The organism is Corynebacterium sp. HMSC063A05, from assembly GCF_001809695.1.
GTDB lineage: Bacteria > Actinomycetota > Actinomycetes > Mycobacteriales > Mycobacteriaceae > Corynebacterium > Corynebacterium amycolatum.
Window position 1 is genome coordinate 78,546 of record NZ_KV798509.1, and the last position, 22,931, is coordinate 101,476.

Genomic DNA, 22,931 nt, shown 5'->3' on the forward strand with positions numbered 1-22,931 from the left:
CGAATAAAACCGGGCTTTTACTACCCGTTTTAATCTCATAACCCCCTAATCGAGCTACCACCCCCACTATCCACGCACAGTTGTTCGATTCTTTAGCAAACCCCCTCCATACCCAATCCCCTCCTACCGCTATGGTTAGCTCCATGCTCGCCAACCGTCGTTTCCGCTCGCCATTACAGGGCCTCGCCCTCCTTATCGGCGCAGCGACAATCCTCAGCGGCTGCACGGATCCCATAGACCCCACTCCAGAGAGCCAGTCGCATAGCCCGGCCCCGGCACCCGCTTTTACGCCCGAGCCAGCGGAACCCGCGCCCGAGATTCCTGAAGCGCCCCACACCCCAGACTCCCCCGGCACCCCAGCGCCCGGCACATCGCCTATCGACGGCATCCGTAGCGCCCTCAACCAGCTGGAGATAAAAGGGCGCGCACCGAAAACCGGCTATGCGCGCGACGAATTCGGGCAACGTTGGAGCGATGACATCTCTGCCGAGTTTGGCCACAACGGATGTGACACACGGAACGACATTTTGAATCGTGACCTTATTAATAAGGAGTACAAACCAAATACCCGCGATTGCGTCGTACTTTCGGGGCAACTACTGGATCCCTACACTGGCACGATGATTGAGTTTCAGCGCGGCCGCGACACCTCTTCCGCCGTGCAAATCGACCATGTTGTGGCCTTGAGCGACGCCTGGCAAAAGGGAGCACAGCAGCTCTCACCTGAGGTTCGGCAGGACTTTGCCAATGACCCCCTCAACCTCTTGGCCGTCGATGGTCCCGCTAATCAGCAAAAGCGAGATAGCGATGCCGCATCCTGGGTACCCGCCAACAAACCATTTCGCTGCCAGTATGTCGCTCGCCAGGTGGCGGTAAAACAGAAATACAACCTGTGGGTCACGCAGGCGGAGTCCGATGCCATCGACCATTGGCTCTCCACCTGCACACCAGAGGATGAGCCCGCGCTTGCCGCTCTAACCCTGAATTAGGGCAACCGTTTCCGACACACACCGACACCACACTTCTAGGCTCAAGCCGGCGAATATGTCACCTATTTAGCTACGCGCTCGCAACCCCCGCCCCTCCTAGTCGCGAACGTTTCTGTTTTTCTGAAGAATCCTAGCCCCTAATTTCTGGGGGCGACCGCCATTCACTCACGGCCCACTCCCCTCAAACAAACCAACCGAAAACCCCTGGGTTCATAGAGTTATATAGGTCAATATCGGAATTGATATCGTTACCACAGTGTTATCATTTCGTTACGTTTGCCACTTTCCATCGGTTTATAACCGTTTGATAACACTGTATCCTCGAGTCCGTTCGCGAAAAGGTATCCGTCGTAAAGCACTGTGCACACTACTTGCACATCTTTCACGTTTCTTCTTCGAAACTACTTTTTGACGCGGCACAGGTTTGTTAAAGTCTGGTTGTTACAAAATCGCACTATCGTGGTTGATGGTGTCAATGTGACTGGAGAGTCGCTTGGCGCTATTAGTCGCTTGTCCATCATCTTGGAGGATTCTCACCCATGGCAGCTGAAATGAAGGCTCCGGAAGTACCACTTGGGCTCCAAATCAAGGCTTTTGCCCAGTCGATTCCACCACTCCTGCGTACCGGCGCCCTGTACATGACTCCGAAGACGGCGCCGAAGATCCTCGATTACCTGCGTCGCTTGAAGTTCTCCGTCGCCAGCCTTATTTCCATGAGTGCGCTGCGCTACCCGGATCGCCTCGCCCTTGTCGACGATGACGGTGAACTCACCTATTCTCAGCTGCTCGACAACTCTCACGCCCTGGCTCGCGCCTTGATAGACCGTGGCATGACCCAGAAGTCCAGCTTCGGCGTTATCGCACGTAACGGCCGCGGCATCATCCTGCCGATGGCCATCAAGGGATTCATCGGCTCCGAAATTATGCTGATGAATATCGGCTCTGGCCCGACTCAGATCCGCGGCGTCGTTGACCAGAATAAGGCCAAGTTCCTGTTCGTCGATGACGAGTTCCTGGGCAATCTGCCGGAAGACCTCGACGATGTCACCGTCGTTATTACCTCCGTGACCAAGCCGGAGACCCGCAAGAACGCAGGCAAGAACTTCCTGTTCATGGAAGACCTCATTGAAGAAGGTCGTACATCGAACGCCAAGTTAGATCCGAAGCCGGAGCAGGGACGCATCATCATCATGTCCTCCGGCACGACCGGCATCCCGAAGGGTGTCCTGCGCAATGAGCCGAAGACACCGGCAACTGTGGGTGCAATCGCCGAGCGTATTCCGTGGCGCCGCAACATGGTCATTCACCAGTCCGCATCCATGTTCCACGCCTGGGGCTGGGCAAATGTGCTGATTGGCATGGCTACCGGCTCCACCATTGTCACCATGCGTGTCTTCGACCCGAAGAAGGCTGTTGACCAGTGTGAGCAGTACGGCTGTAACGGCATGATTTCCGCGGCCTTCTTCCTGCGCCAGATTAAGGACGTTCTGGATGAGGAGCCGAACCGCAAGATTGGACCGTTCCGCTTCATCGTCTCCTCTGGTAACGCCATCCCGGGCTGGCTCGTCTCCGCGCTGACTCACCGCTTCGGTCCGGTTATCTGTAACTTCTACGGCTCCACCGAGGCCGGCCTGTGCTCCATCGCATCCGGCGCGGACCTCGCAGCTCGCCCGGACTCCGCAGGTCGACCGGCAATTGGCGCCAAGGTTCGCATCCTGGGTGACGACGGCAAGGAAGTCGAGCCGGGTGAGGTTGGCATGATCCACACCGCTCAGGAGCTCTCCTTCATCGGTTACCTGAACAAGAAGGACAAGTTCACCACCGTCGATGGCCTGTTCCAGATCGGTGACCTCGGCCGTATCGACCAGGACGGCTACCTGTACATCTGTGGTCGCTCCGACGACATGGTGATCAAGGGCGGCGAGAACGTCTTCCCACGCGAGGTCGAAGAAATTCTCGGCCCGGTGCCGGGCATCGCCGACGTCTTCTGCCACGGCAGCAACGAAAACGACGAGATTTTCGCTGACCTGTTCCTCTACGTTGTCCGCGAGGACAATGAGGCCGGCAAGAACCTCACCGAGGACATGCTGCGCGAGTACGTCCGCGAAACTCTGGCCGAGCACTCCACTCCGGACCGCGTCTTCTTCGTCGACTCCCTGCCGCGCAACGCCATCGGCAAGGTTGTCCCGCGCGAAGTCAAGGCAATGCACGAGCGCCTGAACCTGGACGCTCAGTAAGAAGCCTGTACACGAAAGTGTGCCCACCGGCTATCCGCGCGGGCGCACCTGGATTTCATCCACGTTGGCATCCGCTCCGGTATCAACGGCCAGACGTACTGCGGCTGCGATCGATTCAGGCCGCATGAACTTCGTGCCGTCGTAACGCCAATCCGCATCATCGCGGTGCCAATTCGACTGCAGCTGAACCTGCATATCGGTATCGACGCGCCCGGGGTGCACGGAGCTGACTCGTACCGCGCCACGCTCTTCCTCGCGCAGCGCATCGGTGAAGGCCCGTAGCGCGAACTTCGACGCCGCATACGGCGAAGTACCAGCTGAAGCGCGGAATCCCGAGCCCGAGTTGATGGTCACCAGCGTGCCCTCCGCCTTGCGCAGCGCCGGCAGCAGCTGGCGGGTCAGGTCGGCGACGGCGACGACGTTGATGTCCATGATCCGCGACCAGTCCGCACGCGAAACCTCCGCCACGTCCCCATCGACGTACACACCCGCCGAGTGCACGAGCACATCCAGCCCGCGCCCACCGAGCGCCTCCAACAGCTTTGCCACTTCCGCGTTTACGGCGTCGGCATCACCCAGATCAGCAACGAATACGCTTGCCGACGGCAACTGCGACGCCACCTTCTCAGCAGACTCAGCACTGGTAGCGCCCACAATGACGTGGTGATCACGGGAGAGATCCTTAGCGACCGCCAGGCCAATACCACGGCTTGCGCCCGTGACCAGGGCAATCTTGGTATCAGCGGCAATATCGATGCTCATATACGGCTCCTCTATGTAGTCGGTTTACTTCTTCGGCTTCGCGCCGCCCACCTGGTCGATGGGGGTCACCTGCAGGAAGTCGATGTTGACGCGATTCGGGCGGGTGGCCGCGAACACAATGATGTCGGCAACATCATCGGCGGTCAGCGACTCAACGCCGTCGTAGACCGCTGCGGCCTTGGTCTCGTCGCCGTCGAAACGCACGAGTGAGAAGTCGGTGTGGACGCGCCCCGGATCGATTTCGGTGACGCGCACGCCATCGACAGCAACCTCTTGACGCAGGACTTCCACCAGGGCGCGCTCAGCGTGCTTGGCGGCGTTGTAGCCGGCACCGCCGGTGTAGACCTGGCGACCGGCAATCGAGCCGACGGTGAGCACAATGCCGCTGGTGGTCTTCAGTGCGGGCAGCAGTGCGCGGGTGACGCGCAGGGTGCCCAGCACGTTGACGTCGTACATCCAACGCCATTTTTCCTCGACAGCGCCTTCAACCGACTCCATGCCCCAGGCACCACCGGCGTTGTTTACCAGCACGTCGACACGCGGTTCAGCCTTAGCCAGCGCCACCACATCGTCGTCAGAGGTGACGTCAACCTTGTAGACTGTCGCTTCACCACCGGCAGCGCGGATCTCCTCCGCGACAGCCTCGAGCTTGTCCTCGCGACGGGCTCCCAACACAACGCGAAAACCTTCAGCTGCGAACTGCTTGGCAGTGGCTGCACCAATACCGGAAGAAGCACCGGTAACTACAGCTACTTTCCTGCCATTAGTTGAAGTTTCAGAGGTCATGAGGGCTCAACTCCTTGCTACATGCGTCTACTGATATCCCCGACTGTAGTCATAGGACACCTTCCTCCGCCGAAGACTGCGTGTGCTTTACACCTGATGTTCCACGTGAAACGTATATAAAACTGTGCCAAAATTTTTCCGATTCACCGCATGCACAGCCGTTAAAACCGCGATACTGGTTGCATGTCTGACCAGCCTCACTTCTCACATCTTCTCTCCCCTCTCGACGTCGGTCCTCTAACTCTGCGCAATCGCATCATCATGGGTTCAATGCACTCCGGTCTGGAAGATCGCACCCGTGATATCCCCAAGCTGGCTGCCTATCTGGGTCGGCGTGCCGAAGGTGGCGTGGGACTCATCGTCACCGGCGGTTATGCTCCCAACATCGAGGGTTGGCTGACTCCGGCCGGTTCGATGATGGCGTCGAAGCGCATGGCGGACAATCACCGCCGCGTTACTGACCTCGTGCACTCCCACGGCAGCCACATCGTGCTGCAGGTGCTGCACGCCGGTCGTTACAGCTACAGCCCGCTGGCTCGCTCCGCCAATACCGGTCAGTCACCGATTAGCCCGTTTAAGGCTCATCGCCTCACCGGCTTTGATGTCTCACGCACCATTGGCGCTTATGTTCGCGCCGCGAAGCTCGCGAAACGCGCTGGTTACGACGGCATTGAGGTTATGGGCTCCGAGGGTTACCTGCTCAACCAATTCCTGGCCGAGCGCACTAACCACCGCTCGGACAACTGGGGCGGCAGCGCCGAGGCTCGCATGCGTCTGCCCATCGAAATTGTTCGCCGCATTCGCGCCGAAGTGGGCGAGGACTTCCTGCTTCAATACCGCATTTCGCTGCTTGACCTGGTGGAAGACGGCCAGACCTGGTCCGAGACCACTGAACTCGCGCAGCGTCTGGTCGAGGCTGGCGTCGATGTCTTCAACACCGGCATCGGCTGGCACGAAGCACGCGTCCCCACCATCGTTACGTCCGTGCCGCGCGCCGCATTCACGGATCTGACTGGTCGTCTCCGTTCGCTTGTCGACGTCCCGGTCGCAGCCTCCAACCGAATCAACCGCCCTGAGGTTGCGGAGAAGATCCTCGCTGACGGCAATGCGGACCTGATTTCCATGGCCCGCCCACTGCTGGCTGACCCGGACTTCGCCATCAAGGCGGGCGATGGTCGAGCTGACCAGATCAACACCTGTATCGCCTGTAACCAGGCCTGCCTGGACCACACCTTCGCGGCCAAGCGCTCCACCTGTTTGGTCAACCCGAAGGCGGCTTACGAAACCGAGCTGGTATCCGTGCCGGTTGCGAAGGACAAGGCCAAGCGCGTCGCCGTCATCGGCGCTGGTGTGGCTGGACTCGCTTTCGCGGAAGCCGCAGCTCAGCGCGGTCACCAGCCGGAGATTTTCGAGGCCGCCGATCAGATTGGTGGCCAGTTCAACCTCGCCGCACAGATTCCGGGCAAGGAGGACTACGGCGAGACGCTGAAGTACTTCTCACGTCGCCTGGAGGTGCTCGAAGTTCCGGTTCACCTGAACACGCGTGCCGACGTCGACGAGCTCAAGACCAAGTTTGACCACGTGATTGTGGCCACGGGTGTCACCCCACGAATCCCGGGCATTGACGGTATCGACCACGAGAAGGTCATTCGCTACGACGAGCTGCTCTCGGGTGCGAAGCAGGCCGGTAACAAGGTGGCCGTCATCGGTGCTGGTGGTATCGGTGTGGACGTGTGTGAGTACCTCACGCGCAAGCCGAACCAGACCATCGAGGCCTGGAAGGACGCCTGGGGCGTCGGTGACCCAGCGGAGTTCCGCGCGGGTCTGACCAAGCCGGGCACGGTCTCTGGCGCGGCTGAGGAGTTTGAGGTCGAGCGCGAGGTGCACCTGCTGCAGCGCAAGACCTCCCGCATCGGCAAGGGCCTGGGCAAGACCACTGGTTGGGTTCACCGTGCGGAGATTAAGAAGGCCGGTGTCAAGCAGTACACCGGCGTCACCTACAACCGTATCGATGACGAGGGTCTACACATCACCATCGATGAAAAGTCACAGGTCATCGCAGTTGACAACGTGATTGTCTGTACTGGCCAGGTATCCAATCTGGACTGCCTGGGCGACAAGGATCGCGAAAGCGTCACCGGCGATAACTCCAATGTCACCATCATCGGTGGCGCAGACGTGGCCGCTGAACTGGACGCAAAGCGTGCCATCCGCCAGGCCGTCGAAGTAGCGCTCGCGCTGTAGGGCCGCTACCCCTCGTAGCGGTCGGTGTAGGCGCGCTGCTCGAACTCGAAACGGCCCGGGTGAGCCGGGAACTCACCCGGGACACCGATGGCCAGCAACAGCGCTACCGCCACATCGGTGTCACCGGCACCGATAGCTTCCTTGACCTTCTGCTCACTAAAGCCCGTCATCGGGGAGCTAGACCAACCAAAGGCGCTGGCAGTGACCATAGCGAAAGAAGCGGCAATCATGGCGTCGCGGATTGCGAACTCGCGGGAGAGACCCTTTTTCTCGCGGGCCTCGTGGAAGGAGGTCATCGAGGCCTCCCGCTCAGCGGCGGCAACTTCGTCCCACAGACCAGTGGCCTTGTTGGTCTCAACCAGGCGCGGAATACCGCGCTTCCAGCCGGTCGGCTCACCAATGAAAGCGAGTAGCAGCGGCGCATTGGCAACCTGCTTCTGACCACCGGCAGCTTCCACTACCTTCTGACGCACCTCAGGATCCTCGATACGCACAATCGCGCGGGACTGAATGTTAAAGGCGCTGGGAGCTTCCAGAGATAGCTCCAGGAGGCGGCGCACGTCAGCGTCGTCAAGAGGTTCGTCCGCATAGACGCGTGTGGCACGACGGTTGCGGACGATGTTCTCAAATTCGGTGGCGAACTGGTCGCGCGGAGAATGTGAAGTCATGCATTAGAGATTAGCGGGTGGCCAACCTTCGAGTTCGAGTAGCCAGCGCTTCATTTCACGGCCACCGGCATAGGCACCGAAAGATCCCGCTCCCCCACTGGCGGGCACCACGCGGTGACAGGGAATCAGAATACCCAGCGGATTGGTGGCACAGGCCGACCCGGCAGCCCTGGCGGCACGGGGTGAGCCGGCCATCTCGGCAAGCTCGCCATAGGTCACAACCTGGCCATACGGCACATCGCGCAGTGCGGTCAGAGCACGAGCGCGGAAAGAATCCTGCGTGAATACGTCGCAGTCCAGCGGCAGCGCAAACTCACGGCGCTGCCCGGCAAAATACTCGCGGAACTGCTGCGCCGCCAGTTCCGCCACCGCCTGCGCTTCGGGGTCGGCGGCGCTGGGGTCGTCGTCAAGCACGGGACCTAAGAGATTGACTTCGACGACCCCGCGAGCGGAGGTGGCGATTCCAAGCGCACCGAAGGGCGTTTCCACCTTGGCAATCGCCATGAAACCTCCTACTTAGTCCTTGTTGGTCTGGAACCAGTCCAGCAGCTCGTCCCACTCCTTCTCGTGACCGGAGCGGAAGTAACCACCGTACCCCACACCCTTGCCGCCAGCCGGCTGAGCCTGACGCTTTTCAATCTTTTCAGCAGAGCTCATCACATTGGTAATCAGGTCTGCCGAGGACTCCTCAGTCCAGTAATCATCCGGAACGCGGATGGACAGGAACGGCTGCGGAGCCTTGGAGAAGCGATTAGCGAAGTCAAACTCGGAATCGTCGAAGAAGTAGCCTTCCTTGCGAGCCCAGCGCGCCCACTGACGCATGACACCGTTCGGCGGCTCAACAGCCAGACGCCACGCCGACGCCGGAATGTGGCCAGTAATGAAACCGCTTATCGGGCCCAGAATGTTAAAGATGAAGAATGCGCGGACCTTGCCCGCCACGGACGGCACCTTGGAAATACGCATACCGCGGCAGTTGACCAGTGCTGCTGCGTCATAGGTGCCCTCGGAGCCGGCGTAGGCGATGCCGTGACCACCAACCGCGTGGCCGACAGCGAAGTGCGGCACGTCCGGGTAGGTCTCCTTGGCCCACTCGATCACACCCGGAATATCCTTGGTAATCCAGTCCGACATCCGGATGTCTTCATTGTTCTGGTCAGTCTTCAGAGCGGACTGGCCAATTCCGCGGTAGTCATAGGTGATAACGCCGTAGCCCTTTTCTGCCACGGTCTCAGCGAAACGGTGGTAGAAACCCTGCGGCACACCGGTACCGGAGTGAACGGTGATGATGCCGTTGGGAATGTTCTCTGGGTTCTCCTTCGGGCGGAACATGGTTCCGCGCAGCAGGACGCGGTCATTAGCCGGGATAATGATGTCCTGCCGAGGGCACGGCTCCGGCAACTTCGGGCTCTTCGCGGAAAAACGGCTAATTCCAGTGGAAGTGGTTGAGGCTTCGGAGGTCATTTATGCAGTTCCTTCGAGTGGACTTAACAAGTGCATGATTTTGTATACACAATCTTAAAGTGTAAGGCTTATCACTTTCAGCGCTTTCGTGGAATTTGGCTCACTTTGGGTACTGCGCGTTCTTTTAGCCTCTAACGAGCTGCCTCACGCGCGTTACAACTGCACATCCCCATAGGCGCGTTCGTCCTCGATCGGCTCCAGATGCGAGGAAATATGCACACCCGGGAAGCGCTCCCGCAGCTCATCCTCCATCGCAGTGAGCACATCGTGGCCGCGCTCGACGCTCCACGCGCCCGGCACCAGCACATGGAACTCAATGAACTGCTGATGCCCCGACACACGAGTGCGAATCTCGTGAACGTCAATGCCCCGACTCCGATTGCGGTGCGAGGCCAAAATCTCGTCCACCGCCACGCGGTCCTCGCCCTCCATGGCCTTGTCCATCAGGCCGTTACCGGAATCGCGCAGCAGCTTGAAACCGGTGACCAGGATGTTTACGGCCACCGCCAGCGCGATAATCGGGTCGAGCCACCACAGGCCAGTAATCCACACCAGAGCCACACCCGCCAGAACACCGGCGGAGGTCCACACATCGGTCATAAGATGCTTGCCGTCGGCGGTCAGCGCCAGGGAGTTATGCTGACGCCCGGCCCTAAGCAGAATCAGCGCCACCGCACCATTAACCACCGAGGCAATCACGGTCACGATGAGGCCCAGGCCGATCTGCTCAATCGGCTGCGGGTGCACCAAACGCTCGATAGAGACATAAATAATCGCCGCCGCCGCCACGAAGATCATGGCACCTTCCAGCCCGGCCGAGAAGTACTCTGCCTTGGAATGGCCGAACTCATGGTCGCGGTCCGCGGGCCGCGCGATAACCTTGAGCACAATAATTGCGACAACTGCCGCAACCAGATTGACAATCGACTCCGTCGCGTCGGAAAGCAGGCCCACCGATCCGGTTAGAGTGTAGCCCCAAAACTTCAGCGCGATGGTGACGACCGCCGCCCCCACTGAAAGCCAACCAAAACGAGATAAGTCCTGCATATGCGGGCACTTTACCCGCCTGTCCGGAGTTACTACCAGTTCTATGAGCACCGATTTCCAGTTCAATTTGCAGAACATTTCTGCAGGCCTGCCGTTCGCGTCGCAGCTCGCCTCGCTTGCCGACGCCGTGCGCGACCACGACGTAGTAGTCCAGGCCCCACCGGGTACCGGCAAGACCACTTTGGTTCCACCGGCGGTGGCCAACACCCTAGGCGGACGCATTGTAGTCACGGCTCCCCGGCGCGTGGCGGTGCGCTCGGCGGCGCGGCGGTTGGCCCAACTGTCGGGCACGAAGCTCGGTGGGGAAGTTGGTTACTCGGTGCGTGGCGACGCCAAAGTTTCCCACGCCACCCGCGTGGAGTTTGTCACTCCCGGTGTGCTGCTGCGTCGACTGCTGCGCGACGGCGACGTGGATGCCAGCGCGGTGCTCATCGACGAGGTGCACGAGCGCGGCTTGGACACCGACCTGGTGTTGGCGATGGTGCGCGACTTGCGGGATATCCGCGATGACCTGCGCCTTGTCGCTATGTCTGCGACGGTGGACGCACCGAAGTTCGCGGCCTTGCTCGGTGGCTCCACCCCGGCTCCCATTGTGGCGGCGGAGGCGGCAATCCACCCGCTGGATATTCGCTACTCGCCCTTCCCACAGCGGCTGGATGCGCGCGGTGTGACCGACGATTTCCTGCAGCACGTGGCAGCGCAGACCAGGACAATGGTGGAGGAAGCCGCCGGTGATGTGCTGGTTTTCCTCCCCGGGATCCGCGAGGTGGAACGCTGCGCAGGCTATATCGCCGACGCCTCAGATGCGACAGTGCTAACGCTGCATGGCCAGCAGAGCTCCGAAGAGCAGGACCGCGTGTTCCGTCGACAAGCGGACGGTAGGTGCGTGATTGTGTCCACCGCGATTGCGGAATCATCCGTGACCGTGCCGGGCGTGCGCGCCGTTGTCGACGCCTGCCTCACGCGCGGGCCGCGACTCGACATCGCGCGTGGCTTCTCCGGCCTGGTCACCAGCTCGTGTGCGCAGTCCTCCGCGAACCAGCGCGCGGGCCGTGCGGGACGTGAGGGCCCGGGCATCGTGGTGCGCTGCGTCTCTCAGTCGGAGTTCGCGTCCTTTCCCGCCTGGCCCGCGCCGGAAATCGAGGTCGCCGACCTGACCCAAGCGCTCCTCGACGCCGCCGCGTGGGGCACGCCAGGGATGCAGGGACTCAAGCTTCTCGACGCCCCACCACCCCACCACACGGAGGCTGCAAACCGCATTCTCGCTGGCCTGGGTGCTGTTGATGAGACCGGTGACATCACGGAGCTCGGACGCACCCTGGCTACCCTGCCGGTGCATCCACGCATGGGACGCGCGCTGCTGACCGCCACGGCCATGATGCCGGAGCACGCCGGCGCGGTCGCACGCGCGGTGGAGAAACTCACCGATGCCCGCGGCTTGGCCAAGCAGGTGCGCCGCATTGAGCTGGATACTGAAGCCCCCGCCAACCTGCTGTCCTCGGACATCCCCGCGCTGGTCACGGCCCTGGCCTGGCCGGATTTCATCGGGCGACGGCGCAGTGTGAACTCCGACGAGTACCTCTTCACCGGCGGCACCGCAGCGGAACTCGCCCGCGGTTCTGACTTGCACGGCCACGAGTGGATCGCGGCCGCCGACATCTCGCGGCTCTCCCACGGTCGTGCGCTAATCCGCGACGGCGAGGCAATCGACATGGAAATCGCCATGCTCGCCGCCGGCCACCTCGTCCGCACGGAGACCACGGCGCGCGTCGAACAGGGCCGCGTTCGCGCCCGTGAGCGCGACCTGCTCGGCGCCATCGAGCTGTCCTCCCGCCAGGTCTCCCCGACGCCCGAGCAGTGCATTGCCGCCAACTCCGCCTGGCTTGCCGGCACGCTTGCCGACGCCAGCCCCAACCTCGACCGCGACACCGAACAGCTCCGCCGCCGCATGGCCTTTCTCCACACTCATCGCGGTGCCCCATGGCCGGATGTCTCCCCCGCAGGGCTTGCGGCCCAGGCCGAGCTCCTCTTCGCTGGCGAGCTGGACCGCCCGACCCCTCCGACTTTGGATGCCGAGCATCTCCGCCGCCTGCTGCCCTGGCCGGAGGCCACGGACTTCGACCGGCTGGTACCCGAACGCCTGGAGGTCCCATCCGGTTCGAAGATTCGCCTGGAGTACCCGGAGGACCCCACCGACGAAGAGGCGCAGATTGTCCTGGCTGTGAAGTTGCAGGAGTGCTTTGGCCTGGCGGAGACCCCGCAGGTATTGGAAAAGCCGGTGACAATGCATTTGCTGTCACCGGCTCAGCGACCACTCGCGGTCACTGGAGACTTGGAAAGTTTCTGGAATGGCGCCTACGCACAGGTTCGCTCCGAGATGCGGGGCCGTTACCCCAAGCATCCGTGGCCGGAGAACCCGTGGGAGGAGCAGGCTACTGCGAGAACGAAGCGCCGTCGTTAAGCAGGCTCGTCGTTAAGCAGCTGCCTGCGCCCGCACGCGACTGGGTTTGTACCAGAGGTAGATTGCGTAGCCCAGGCAGGTGAAGAAGAGCACGCCGCCCATGATTCCCTGCATGTTGCCGTAGAACCACTGCCCCACGCCCGCAGCATGGCCGAAGTCGTTGCCCACGAAGACCTTGTACGGCGCCCACCAATGGGCGATCATGAACAAGGTGCCGACAACGATGTTCCCGATCTCGCGGACGAAGAGCACCAGCGGCACAAAGACCATGACAATCGACCAGTGGTGGCTGACCGCGTACGGTCCAGCAAAGCTGACCGCCAGCGCGACGAAACCGAGGGCTGCGACCTCATAGCCATCGCGATGGTAGACCCACGCCACGAAAGCGGCAGCGATGGCGCCAAAGAGGAAGAAACCGTAGATGCCAATATCGAGCGCAGTGCCCTCCACCCCGGCGCGGGCGAGCAGACCACTGAACGCCTGGTTGGCCTCGTAAGCCGGGGCGCCACCGCGGTTGCCGGCGAAGAACTCATCGGTCCAGAAGTAAATCGACTCTTTAAAGCGCACGGCGAAACCAATGGCGACGGTCACCAGGAACCAGCAGAAGCTCTTGGCCACGGCCGCAAAGTCACGGCGCATGAGGAACACCAGCGCATATGCCGCAGGGGTGATCTTGATACCCGCCGCGATACCCACGCCCAATCCACGTAGCTTCTTGGGCAAAAAGCCCAACACATCGGAGACCACCAGCAGCGCGAGGAAGACGTTGATCTGCCCGAAGAGCACGTTAGCGCGCAGCGGGTCGAGCAGCATCACCACCCCGAGCAGGCAGGTAGCCATCAGCTTCGGACACTCAGAGCCGAGACGAGTGAAGACCATCCACAGCATCGCCCACACCGCCGCCAGCGTGGCGAACGTCCAGATGATTTGCAGGGTAACCGGCCCCGCCCAGGTCAGCGGGTAAAACAGCAGCGCTGCAAACGGTGGGTAGATGAAGCGGAAACCCGATCTGGTGGGAAACTCTGGGGAGTAGAGATCCTGGTCTCGTCGTAGCGCCCAGCCGGCGTCTTGGAAGACCTCGAGGTCCATCATGTAGGCAGTTGCCGCAAGATAGATGAAGTCGATGACAACGACCAGCGACACCAGCCCAAATACAATTGCCAAGATCCGTCTCTGCATGACGGAAAGCGTCGAGAGTCTGTCCATGAGCATGATTCGACACTACCGCACAGTTCTTCCTACTCAGGCCTTAGAGTGGGAGGTATGTTCGTGGAAAACTATCGCAAGGTTCGCTCCGAGATCGACGACGCTTGCCGACGAGCCGGGCGTCAGCCCTCCGAGGTCCGTCTGCTGCCCGTCAGCAAGACTGTGCCTGTCGACGCCCTGGTGGAATCCTGGCCGGAGCTCGCGGCAGCCGGCTGCGCTGGCCTGGCGGAAAACCGCGTCCAGGAAGCGGTGGCCAAGGCGGAGGTATTCCGGGAGGCCTTCGGCGAGAAAGCACCACATATGGCCATCATTGGTCCACTGCAGACGAATAAGGCAGGCCATTTAGTCAGCTGTGCTGATGAGTTTCAGGCGCTGGACCGACCGAAGGTGGCCGGAGCGCTGCAGCGCCACTTGGCTGATTCCGAGCGCACACTTGATGTGCTGATTCAGGTCAATGTCTCCCGCGAGCCGCAGAAGTCGGGCCTGGCGCCGAGCCACGCAGCGGAGTTTGTCCGCATGTTCGGCCCCGATGGCGAGTACCCGAACCTGCGCCTGCGCGGGTTTATGACCATCGCGGCCCAGAATGACCCGAATGTCCGCGAGACCTTCGCGGAGCTGCGCGATCTGCGCGACAGTCTGCTCGGGGATTTGCCGGAGGGCGTCAGCCTCGACGAACTGTCGATGGGTATGTCCGGCGACTACCGCGAAGCCATCGCCGAGGGAGCGACCACCGTGCGTGTGGGACGCGCTATCTTCGGTGAACGCTCGTATAAAAAATAAAGGTAATCAAATGAAGGTAATCTCAGTGCCATGAGTTCTGATGTCTCCCCGTGCTCCCGTCGTCGTTTCCTCCTGGGAACTGCCGCCACTGCAGCTGGCGCACTCGTAGCCGCTTGTGCACCAAAGTCTGCGGTGGAGAAAGTTGACGCTGCCGACATTCCGGTTGGCGGCGGTGTGGTTATCGGCAATTACGTCGTCACGCAGCCGGAGGAGGGCAAGTTCGCCGCTTTCTCCAGTTCGTGCCCGCACCAGAATGGTCGCATCACTGAGGTCAGCAATGGTGTGATGATTTGCCCGAACCACAACTCCCACTTTGATATTGCTACTGGTCAGGTTGTTTCTGGCCCCTCACGTAAGCCCGCTGGCCAGGCTCCGCTGTCGGCCGATGGCACTGAGCTGATTGTGGGTCAGAAGTAGATTCCGGAAGCAGATTCATGGTCGGCGGGTTCAAGGCCTAAGAGATCTAGTCCCGCCGGTGCCAGCTGGAATCGCAGCGGGCGGCGGCTCGTGGGCATTGCCAATCCTGCCGCCTCTAACTCGGCGAGATACTTTCGCGCTGTCCGCTTTTCCTTGCCGACGGTGTCAGCGACGTGTTCGAGCTTGATTCCATATTCGGGCCCGAACAACCGAACCTGTGCCAGGACGTATAGCGTGCCAATCTCGTTTCCTGTAAGCGACACAGGCAGCACCCGCTCGGGCGAGTTAGATAGCTCAGCTATCCGCTGTTCAAGCCTTTCGCACTGGTAAGACTTCATCTGCAGCTCTTCCAGCAAATACTGCTGTGCATTCAGAATGACATCAGCCATCGCCTCGACGAAGAAAGTGACTTCTCCCCGGTTCATTGGGTCTTCCGTAGTGGTAAAAGCCTTGTAATACTTCGCTTTATCCTCAGCGAGTTGGCGGGAAATAGTCAGCGCAGTTGAGGTCGAGAGTGCCTCCCGCAAAGCCACGGACAGTAGAAAACGTCCCATCCGGCCGTTGCCGTCATAAAACGGGTGAACGAATTCGAACATGAAATGGCTTGCCAAGATTCGAATCAGCCGATTGTCCTCTGCGGAATTCACCGTTGCCAGGAACTCATTGAGGAGTTGGTGAATGGCAGCTTCGCTTTCAACACCTCGATGAACCTGTTGTTGCCCATCGGTAATCGTGACCGTTGCTGCCCTGAAGAGTTCACCGTCTAACTCATCTTCGGCGGCAATCTCATCGCCGAGAAGCTGATCGTACTGCTGACGGATTTCTGTGAGCGTTGTCGGAAACTCAATCCGCTCATCGTTGGCCAACCGGAAATAGAGCTGACTGAATTCATGGAAGCGCTTGTGCTGGGTTCCCGAAGTGTTGTCCAACGCCTCCGCGACTTCTCGCCGTGTGGAGTGAATTCCCTCAATTTCATTGGTGGCTACCACCTCGGTCAGGAGCAGATTGAAAAGATAGTGAGTCCGCGCGGCATCCGGCAGGCGATTCCACAACTGTGAGATCTGTAGCTCTAGAGACAGAATCTTTTCAATCTTGGCCGCGAGATCGCTTGTAATGCAGCAAAAGAGCGGCCACTGCCCCAGCGGAAAGTGCCACTGAATCGTCGACGGGGAGTCTTTGCGTGACTGGTATTCGCCTTCCAATGTCTGTTCCGCATCATGTGCGGACATGTGGAAGATCCTCTTAAGCGGATAGTGCTTCACGGCGAGCTCCCTTCTTTCCCCGGCGTTCTTTACATGATGCTTTTTACATATAGTGCCCTAAAAACTAACCCTTAATGTAAAAAATCACTGTTTTTTACATTAAGGGTTCTTTACGCGGTGCCTAAATGCGCTATGTTGCCGATATTGCCCCTACCGCCGCGGCTTCAGCCCCGCCACAGCACACGCGCCCGCGACGAAGGACAGCGCCACCAGCCACGGAATCAGCCCTGCCCACTCAAAGCGGCTGAACACCATCCCGGATACCCAACCGACAATGGACGAACCCGCATAGTAGCTGAACAGGTACATCGATGACGCCTCGGCGCGGTCGCGCTGCGCCACCAGCCCCACGCCGGACGAGGACAGCGAGTGCGCCACGAAGAACGATGCCGTGAATACAAGCACGCCCACAACCAATGTGGGCAGCCACGGCAGCAGCGCCAGCCCCAAGCCCACGCACGCGGCCAGAGTCGCAATGGCGATGAGGCGACGGCGGCTCACCGTCTTCGCCCACACGCCCGCGCGTGCCGACGACCACGTGCCCGACAGGTAGAGAATAAATACGAACCCTGCCAGTGCCGGGGAGAGCCCGAACTTATCGCCCAGTCGGAAGCCCAGGTAGTTGTACAGAGAGACAAACGACCCCATAAACAGGAACGCCAGGGCGCACAGCGCGAGAATGCGCGGGTCGCGCAAGTGCCGCGCTATGGCCTGCCCCTCCCCTGCAAACGACAGCTGCTTCGGCTGGAACCTACGCTGTTGCGGCAGGAAGTACCAGGTCAGAATGGCGAAAACAAACGCCACCGTCGCTGAGACCGCAATCGCCATCCGCCAAGAGGCGAACTCCAGCACAATGGACGGAATAATACGGCCGAGCAGACCACCGACCGTCGTGCCCGAGATATACAGCCCCATCACGCGACTGACGTGGTCGGCGTGGACTTCCTCACTGACATAGGCCATAGCCACTGCGGGAACACCGGCAATGACAATGCCCTGCAGCAGGCGCAGCGCAATCATCGAACCGATGCCCGGCGCGATTGACACCACGAGCCCCAGCAGCGTTGCCACAAATGCGCTGATGACGATTACGCGCCTGCGTCCAAAGCGTTCGGACAATATGGACACCGGGATAATCGCACAGGCCAGACCACCGGTGGTGGCGGATACCGTCAGTGCGGCGGTGGCTGGGTCGACCGATAGCTCGTCGGAAAGCGTGGGCAGTAGCGCCTGCGTTGCGTAGAGCGCTTGGAACGATGCCAGGCCGGCGAAAAGCACAGCGATAAGCGCGCGGCGGAATCCGGGATCTTCTGGCCGCAGTCCTTCGATCTGTTCGGGGTTTTCGTTAGCGCTAGTCACTTGTCCTACGTTAGCCCTCCCTCCAAACCCCTCGCTGAATACACCAAACCAAAAAACCTTTTTAATTCGCCCGCGGTATCGCTTTCGTTTTATTAGTTTCGTAGGCATGACTACTTCTTCCGCACAGCCACAGGGTCGCAATCACGACCGCGAGTACGACATTGTCGTCTACGGTGCCACGGGTTTCGTGGGCCGCTTGATTGTGGACTATCTGGCTAAACACGCCGGTCAGACAAAGGTGGCGCTCGCAGGTAGGAATGCTCAGAAGCTTGCCGACGTCGCGGAGAACGCAGGCGTATCGGACTGGCCGGTCATTGTTGCGGATGCCGCCGACCAGCAGGCGGTGGCACAGCTTGCTGCCAGCACAAAGGTGGTGTTGACCCTTGTTGGACCGTACGCAAAGTACGGCCGCACCCTGGTGGCCGAGTGTGCCAAGGCCGGTACTCACTACGTCGACCTGTGTGGCGAGGTGCTGTTCGTCCACGACTCCATTGCAAACAACCACGAGGTAGCGCAGCAGACCGGAGCTAAAATTGTTCACTCCTGCGGCTTCGACTCGATTCCCTCCGACGTCGCTGTCCGCGAGCTCCACGAAGCAGCTCACACCAAGCTCGGTGAGACAACCCTGCTGTTCAAGCACGTCAAGGGTGGCGTCTCCGGCGGCACTATCGATTCGGTCCGCGTTCAGCTTGAACAGGCCAAGAAGGATCCCAAGCTGCGTCGCATCATCGCCGATCAGTACGCGCTGGCTGAGCCGGGACCCGACCAGGGTAAGTTCGGCGTCGACCTGCGCCCGGCGCGCTTCCGCAGCCACTGGCGAGCCCCCTTCTTCATGTCGCCTTTCAACACCCGCATTGTTCAGCGCTCAGCGATGCTGGCGGATTACGGTGATTCCTTCCGCTACCGCGAACTACTCAATGTCGGCCGCGGTCCGAGGGCTTTCGTGCGCGCGAATGCTTTCGCAGCTGTCTGCAGGTTGGCGCTGGCGGCGATGGCATTTGGGCCGACGGCCAAGCTCATTGATAAAAAACTACCGAAGCCGGGCGAGGGCCCGAGCGCTGAAGCACAGGCCGAGGGCCGCTTCACCATCGAGGCCTACACCGTCGATACCTCCGGCATTCACTGGCGTTCCAAGGTGTCCCTTGAGGAAGACCCAGGGTACACAGGCACCGCGATTATGATTTCCAGCGCCGCCCTCGCGCTCGTCCACGACGATCTGCCGGACACCACTGGCGTGCTCACTCCTACTGTCGCGCTTGGCGACGCCCTGTCCCGCCGTCTCCGCGCTGGCGGCATGACCATTGAGACGGTGCAGGCTCGATGATTGGTGGCCTGACCGGTGCTTTTGCGAATCTCACCCGCGGACCGAAGCTGCCGAGTGTAGGTGGTGGCCGTGCGTTAGTGACCGGCGCTTCCTCCGGCATCGGCTGGGCATGCGCGGAGGCACTGGTCAAGGCCGGTTTCGAGGTCGTTGGCACGTCCCGCAGAGGCGCCGATGCGCCGCACCCCGAGGGCGTGCAGATGGTGGCGCTCGACATGTCCAGCGCTGACGATATCGCCGCTGTGGTCGCTCACGGGCCTTACGACGTCGTCGTCGCCAACGCCGGTGAGAGCCAGTCGGGCGCTTTCGAGGAGCTACCCCGCGAGGCGCTTGAGCGTCTCTTCCAGGTCAATGTTCTGGGGCAGGTGGAGCTGTTACAACAGCTGCTGCCCGGCATGCGTGAGGCCGGTCGTGGCCGAATTGTGCTGGTGGGCTCGATGCTCGGCGGGTTACCGCTGTCCTACCGTTCTTCCTACGTGGCGACCAAGGCCGCTATCCGCGGCTTTGGACTCTCGCTGCGCGGTGAAGTCGCGCAGTTCGGTATCGGCGTGACCGTTGTCGAGCCGGGTTCCATAAACACCGGTATTTCTGCACGTCGGACGACATATAGCGATGAGGGTTCCGTTTACGCTGCTGATGTCCACCGCATGCTGACGAAGTTGAATGCCAACGAGGAAGGGGGCATTCCCGCTTCCGAGATTGCGGAGGTAGTGATGCGCGAGGTGGCCGCCGAACGACCCTTGGCCCTGGTGGCGCGGGGGTCGTCGGCAAGCGTGGCGGTGCCCTTCATGCGGCGGATCCCGACGCAAGCGATGTTGACCATCATGCGCCGGGTGCACGGGCTGCGGTGAGTTAATCGGCGTGCTATTCAGCGATAGCGCGCATCTCGACGGCCTGCGCACACGCCTCCGCAGCTTCGTGGGCTAGGTTGATAGCCTCTTGCTCATCTGCGACTTGGACAATCCAAAAAGCCGACGGGAACGTCATCGCGTTGTAATACGGCAAATCGCTATGTGAACCATCCGGCAGCACCGTCATGGCATCCTCTGGCGGAACCAGCCCGCCGGACATAACCCAGTGGCCTTCGTCCTGCAGCTTCTGATTGAAGCGTCCGATTCGTTCAAAGGCAGCGTGCATTTCCTCATCAGAGTCATACGCGTTGATATCTCTGCGGCCATGGACCGTGAAAAAGTACTGCACACCAAGCTCCTGAGTTTCGTTTTGCTAAGTGTAACAGATTGGATGGGGTTGGCATTGGGGAATTTTTGGGGAATTTTGGCTTTGGTCGCTGGTTACCCTTTGACCGGGGTGGTACTACAGGTGGTACTATCAAAGATGTGGGGGACAAAATAGAAAAAATTCTTACATCTATGCGCGCTTCAAACGCCAACGTTTCTTACCAAGATCTGAAGAAGGTCTGCGACTTTTACTTCGAACGACGCCCTTCGCGCGGGGGCGATCATGAAACATACAAAACACCGTGGCGCGGCGACCCTCGAGTCAACATTCAAAACCGAAATGGGAAAGCTAAGCCCTACCAGGTCAATCAAGTACTAGCCGCCATCGACAAACTTCTACTCGAAGGAAAATAACAATGTCTTATCCTGCTGAAAAGTACACCTACCAGGTCTTCTGGTCAGAACCTGATCAAGAATATGTGGCGACGGTACTGGAGTTTCCTTCACTGTCGTGGGTAGCTGAAAACTCGTCGGAAGCGGAACAAAAACTTCGAGACCTCGTTACTGAGGTTCTTATGGATATGGAAGCCTCCGATGAAGCAGTCCCAGAGCCCTTCGGTCACCGTTCCTACTCGGGGCGATTCAACGTCCGAATCCCCAGTTCACTGCACCGGAAACTGGCAATGGCAGCTGCCCGCGAAGGAGTCTCGCTCAATACTTACGTAGCGCAGACACTCGCAGGCGCTGCATAGGTTTTGATCGGGCGTTTTGCGGGCAGGGCCTAGTTTTGTTCTTTCGCCAATTCCTGTTTCGCAGTGGCGGCTCGCTGTGCCCTGATCTCCGCTACCTGCTGCTTGCGGGTATTGAACCCCATGCGCCACGGGGCGGCTAGACCTGACTCGGGGGCATGCGGGTTATCGCGCCAAGATTTGCCCTCGTTGTAGGCCTGCGCGCCCTCGCGGTATGCGGCAGATTGCTCGGCAAAGGTTGGGTACAGCTGTTCAGCAGCCTGTCTGGCCTGCGCACCGACAGCCTTCATTTTCGCGCGCAGATCCTTGATTTTGTCCTGAATCTTTTTGTTGTAGCGTTCCTGCTGCTCTGCAATATCGACGAGTGCCTGCTGCTCGGTGATGGGGTCGAACGGGGCTTGGCCTGCCTTGTCGTAGGCTTCCTTAGCACGCGGGGTGCGCTCCCAATCACGCAAAGACGGGTTATAAACGCACCAATCTTCCTGGCCGTCGTCTTTGTAGATACTGCCGTTGTGATTCCAGTACTTCGTCATGCGTTTACCCTTCTGAGTGTTTCTGTGGGTCTTACTACGCCGTTAGGTACAGGGAACCCGAAGGCGACAGAACCTACACTAACCTCTCCGGAGCTTCCGCCAGGCCCAATCAATAATCACGAAGCCAACGAGCGTCACACCGAACAGTGGTGCAACTACCGAGTAGGCAATCAACAGCGCCACAACAGCCGCTGCGACACCCGGGCGAATATCTCGCCAGCGCGTTGGCGCCGGGAATCTGCCCGGACGACCACCGCGACCGCGCCCAAACCACATGGCGTAGCCGCGCACAATCATCGCCAGCAGAGCAACACCGATCAGTGCCAGGACCAGCTGATTCACCCACCCGAACAGGATTCCCATGTGCGCGTTAATCAGCCATTCGGTCAGCTTTGCCGGCAGCGGCCAGTCCGCAAAATGAATCCGGTCAACCATCGCTCCGGTCGACCCGTCAACGGTGACGGTCTCAATGCCCATCCGCCATTCCTCGCGGGCTTCCTTGGCCATCCACACTGTGCCAGCTTCCGGTGGTGTCAGTTCGACTTTCCCGGACAGCCCCTCGGCACGTGCGAGGTTCATAACACTATCCGCCTCTGACCATTCATAATTCGCTGGAGCAGTCGCAGTCACAGCTGGTTTCGGCGCGTACCAGTCCATCGTCTCACGTAGCTTTGCGATGCCGGTTCCAGCCACCCACGACCACGTCAGGCCGGTGACGGTCAGGAACAAAAGTCCAACGCTGACCGCCACACCAACATTCGCGTGACGACGCATATGATGCGCCCTCTTACTTGTTCCCTGTGTCCGCTTGCGGCGCGAACGGTCCCACCAGAGCCAGAGGCCACCAATAGCCAGTGCGCCCATCCAGGATGCTGCTGTCTCAGAGTAGAGGCGACCAAAGTTGCTATCAATCCAGAGCCTGCGGTGCCCTTCCGAGATCCAGGCCCGCAGTGGCAGCGCCGCCGAGGAACCGTATTGCACCAGGTCACCCTTGATGCTCAAGTCGCCTGGGTCGACGAACACCGCATGTCGGTAGGACTCCGACTTCAACTGCTCATCATTGAACATGACTCGCGTTGTCTGCCCCGGCTTTTCCGGGACCTGCACTGCGGTCACCGGCAGCTCAGGATGCACGCGCTGCGCGACCTCAACCTGCTTTTCCAGAGGCTGTGCGGGAAGGCTTGAAGTTGCAGTTAGTTCTTCGTGGTAAACCACCTTTTCTATGCTCGGAGCGAGGGCATATGCCACGCCTGTGATAGCTGCAATAACGAGTAGCGGCGCAACGAGGATGCCTGCAACGACATGGATTCGGTGCAGTAATGCTCGTGGTCCACCATTTTTCTGAGTCTGTGCGACGGGGTTTGCGGCTGGCGTTCCAGCGGCATCGCCTGTGGCTATTGAAGTCATGCTCTATTAGTCGGACGAACCGTCTCACTTGTTCCCCAGCAAGCTCACTTTTATTAACTTC

22 protein-coding genes are annotated in these 22,931 nt (G+C 60.2%); 10 read left to right on the forward strand and 12 right to left on the reverse strand.

The window, feature by feature from the left end; all coding sequences use genetic code 11:
• The first annotated feature begins 131 nt into the window (after nt 1-131).
• Complete coding sequence (locus HMPREF2651_RS08630) at nt 132-989, forward strand: HNH endonuclease family protein (RefSeq protein ID WP_053088409.1); 858 nt, start codon at nt 132-134, stop codon at nt 987-989.
• A 539-nt stretch (nt 990-1,528) separates the two neighbouring features.
• Entirely contained in the window at nt 1,529-3,226 is a 1,698-nt protein-coding gene (locus HMPREF2651_RS08635) for an AMP-binding protein (protein ID WP_038627201.1), read from the forward strand.
• 30 nt (nt 3,227-3,256) lie between these two features.
• On the opposite strand, the gene HMPREF2651_RS08640 is transcribed toward HMPREF2651_RS08635, so the two are convergent.
• Nucleotides 3,257-3,988: an SDR family oxidoreductase gene (locus tag HMPREF2651_RS08640; protein WP_038627199.1), complete on the reverse strand. Its 732-nt coding sequence runs from the start codon at nt 3,986-3,988 to the stop codon at nt 3,257-3,259.
• A gap of 24 nt (nt 3,989-4,012) precedes the next feature.
• The gene (locus tag HMPREF2651_RS08645; RefSeq protein WP_048731966.1) at nt 4,013-4,774 is read right to left on the reverse strand and encodes an SDR family oxidoreductase; all 762 of its coding nucleotides are present in this window, start codon (nt 4,772-4,774) and stop codon (nt 4,013-4,015) included.
• A 183-nt stretch (nt 4,775-4,957) separates the two neighbouring features.
• On the opposite strand from HMPREF2651_RS08645, the gene HMPREF2651_RS08650 reads away from it, so the two are divergent.
• Entirely contained in the window at nt 4,958-7,018 is a 2,061-nt protein-coding gene (locus HMPREF2651_RS08650) for an NADPH-dependent 2,4-dienoyl-CoA reductase (protein ID WP_049181231.1), read from the forward strand.
• 5 nt (nt 7,019-7,023) lie between these two features.
• Here HMPREF2651_RS08650 and HMPREF2651_RS08655 read toward each other — a convergent pair whose 3' ends face one another.
• The 4 genes from HMPREF2651_RS08655 to HMPREF2651_RS08670 form a co-directional block, all read right to left on the reverse strand.
• The gene (locus HMPREF2651_RS08655; RefSeq protein WP_049181229.1) at nt 7,024-7,686 is read right to left on the reverse strand and encodes a nitroreductase family protein; all 663 of its coding nucleotides are present in this window, start codon (nt 7,684-7,686) and stop codon (nt 7,024-7,026) included.
• 3 nt (nt 7,687-7,689) lie between these two features.
• Nucleotides 7,690-8,190 (reverse strand): methylated-DNA--[protein]-cysteine S-methyltransferase, encoded by a 501-nt coding sequence (locus HMPREF2651_RS08660; protein ID WP_048731960.1) that lies wholly within the window; start codon nt 8,188-8,190, stop codon nt 7,690-7,692.
• 12 nt (nt 8,191-8,202) lie between these two features.
• On the reverse strand, nt 8,203-9,150 hold the full coding sequence (locus HMPREF2651_RS08665) for an alpha/beta hydrolase family protein (RefSeq protein WP_038627187.1): 948 nt from the start codon (nt 9,148-9,150) through the stop codon (nt 8,203-8,205).
• A gap of 153 nt (nt 9,151-9,303) precedes the next feature.
• Nucleotides 9,304-10,197, reverse strand: a complete 894-nt coding sequence (locus HMPREF2651_RS08670; RefSeq protein WP_016421781.1) for a cation diffusion facilitator family transporter — start codon at nt 10,195-10,197, stop codon at nt 9,304-9,306.
• 43 nt (nt 10,198-10,240) lie between these two features.
• On the opposite strand from HMPREF2651_RS08670, the gene HMPREF2651_RS08675 reads away from it, so the two are divergent.
• Nucleotides 10,241-12,658, forward strand: coding sequence for an ATP-dependent RNA helicase (locus HMPREF2651_RS08675; RefSeq protein WP_070586030.1), 2,418 nt, complete (start codon nt 10,241-10,243; stop codon nt 12,656-12,658).
• 12 nt (nt 12,659-12,670) lie between these two features.
• On the opposite strand, the gene HMPREF2651_RS08680 is transcribed toward HMPREF2651_RS08675, so the two are convergent.
• Nucleotides 12,671-13,837, reverse strand: a complete 1,167-nt coding sequence (locus HMPREF2651_RS08680; RefSeq protein WP_224792251.1) for a glycosyltransferase 87 family protein — start codon at nt 13,835-13,837, stop codon at nt 12,671-12,673.
• Between the two features lie 84 nt (nt 13,838-13,921).
• Here HMPREF2651_RS08680 and HMPREF2651_RS08685 point away from each other — a divergent pair, with 84 nt between their 5' ends.
• The gene (locus HMPREF2651_RS08685) at nt 13,922-14,644 is read left to right on the forward strand and encodes a YggS family pyridoxal phosphate-dependent enzyme (protein ID WP_038627181.1); all 723 of its coding nucleotides are present in this window, start codon (nt 13,922-13,924) and stop codon (nt 14,642-14,644) included.
• A gap of 30 nt (nt 14,645-14,674) precedes the next feature.
• A complete protein-coding gene (locus HMPREF2651_RS08690; protein WP_016421777.1) occupies nt 14,675-15,061 on the forward strand; it encodes a Rieske (2Fe-2S) protein in 387 nt (128 codons plus the stop codon).
• Here HMPREF2651_RS08690 and HMPREF2651_RS08695 read toward each other — a convergent pair.
• Both HMPREF2651_RS08695 and HMPREF2651_RS08700 read right to left on the reverse strand, forming a co-directional pair.
• The gene (locus HMPREF2651_RS08695; protein WP_239393049.1) at nt 15,052-16,290 is read right to left on the reverse strand and encodes a Fic family protein; all 1,239 of its coding nucleotides are present in this window, start codon (nt 16,288-16,290) and stop codon (nt 15,052-15,054) included. The genes HMPREF2651_RS08690 and HMPREF2651_RS08695 overlap by 10 nt on opposite strands.
• 183 nt (nt 16,291-16,473) lie before the next feature.
• On the reverse strand, nt 16,474-17,682 hold the full coding sequence (locus tag HMPREF2651_RS08700; protein ID WP_049181226.1) for an MFS transporter: 1,209 nt from the start codon (nt 17,680-17,682) through the stop codon (nt 16,474-16,476).
• Between the two features lie 106 nt (nt 17,683-17,788).
• Here HMPREF2651_RS08700 and HMPREF2651_RS08705 point away from each other — a divergent pair, with 106 nt between their 5' ends.
• Together HMPREF2651_RS08705 and HMPREF2651_RS08710 are read left to right on the forward strand one after the other, a co-directional pair.
• Entirely contained in the window at nt 17,789-19,006 is a 1,218-nt protein-coding gene (locus tag HMPREF2651_RS08705) for a saccharopine dehydrogenase family protein (protein WP_038627174.1), read from the forward strand.
• Complete coding sequence (locus HMPREF2651_RS08710; protein WP_038627172.1) at nt 19,003-19,854, forward strand: SDR family NAD(P)-dependent oxidoreductase; 852 nt, start codon at nt 19,003-19,005, stop codon at nt 19,852-19,854. The genes HMPREF2651_RS08705 and HMPREF2651_RS08710 overlap by 4 nt, the downstream gene beginning before the upstream one ends.
• A 13-nt stretch (nt 19,855-19,867) precedes the next feature.
• Here HMPREF2651_RS08710 and HMPREF2651_RS08715 read toward each other — a convergent pair whose 3' ends face one another.
• Nucleotides 19,868-20,203, reverse strand: coding sequence for a YciI family protein (locus HMPREF2651_RS08715; protein ID WP_038627170.1), 336 nt, complete (start codon nt 20,201-20,203; stop codon nt 19,868-19,870).
• A 38-nt stretch (nt 20,204-20,241) separates the two neighbouring features.
• Between HMPREF2651_RS08715 and HMPREF2651_RS11240 the strand changes: the two genes are divergently transcribed.
• Both HMPREF2651_RS11240 and HMPREF2651_RS08725 read left to right on the forward strand, forming a co-directional pair.
• Nucleotides 20,242-20,595, forward strand: coding sequence for a hypothetical protein (locus tag HMPREF2651_RS11240; RefSeq protein ID WP_316247734.1), 354 nt, complete (start codon nt 20,242-20,244; stop codon nt 20,593-20,595).
• A 2-nt stretch (nt 20,596-20,597) separates the two neighbouring features.
• Complete coding sequence (locus HMPREF2651_RS08725; protein WP_038627166.1) at nt 20,598-20,933, forward strand: type II toxin-antitoxin system HicB family antitoxin; 336 nt, start codon at nt 20,598-20,600, stop codon at nt 20,931-20,933.
• A gap of 29 nt (nt 20,934-20,962) precedes the next feature.
• Here the strand turns inward: HMPREF2651_RS08725 and HMPREF2651_RS08730 are convergent, their stop codons facing one another.
• Together HMPREF2651_RS08730 and HMPREF2651_RS08735 are read right to left on the reverse strand one after the other, a co-directional pair.
• Nucleotides 20,963-21,463 carry a hypothetical protein gene (locus tag HMPREF2651_RS08730; RefSeq protein WP_049181225.1) on the reverse strand — a complete coding sequence of 167 codons (501 nt, stop codon included), beginning with the start codon at nt 21,461-21,463 and terminating at the stop codon, nt 20,963-20,965.
• 78 nt (nt 21,464-21,541) lie between these two features.
• Complete coding sequence (locus HMPREF2651_RS08735) at nt 21,542-22,870, reverse strand: PepSY-associated TM helix domain-containing protein (protein ID WP_049181224.1); 1,329 nt, start codon at nt 22,868-22,870, stop codon at nt 21,542-21,544.
• Nucleotides 22,871-22,931 lie beyond the last annotated feature (61 nt).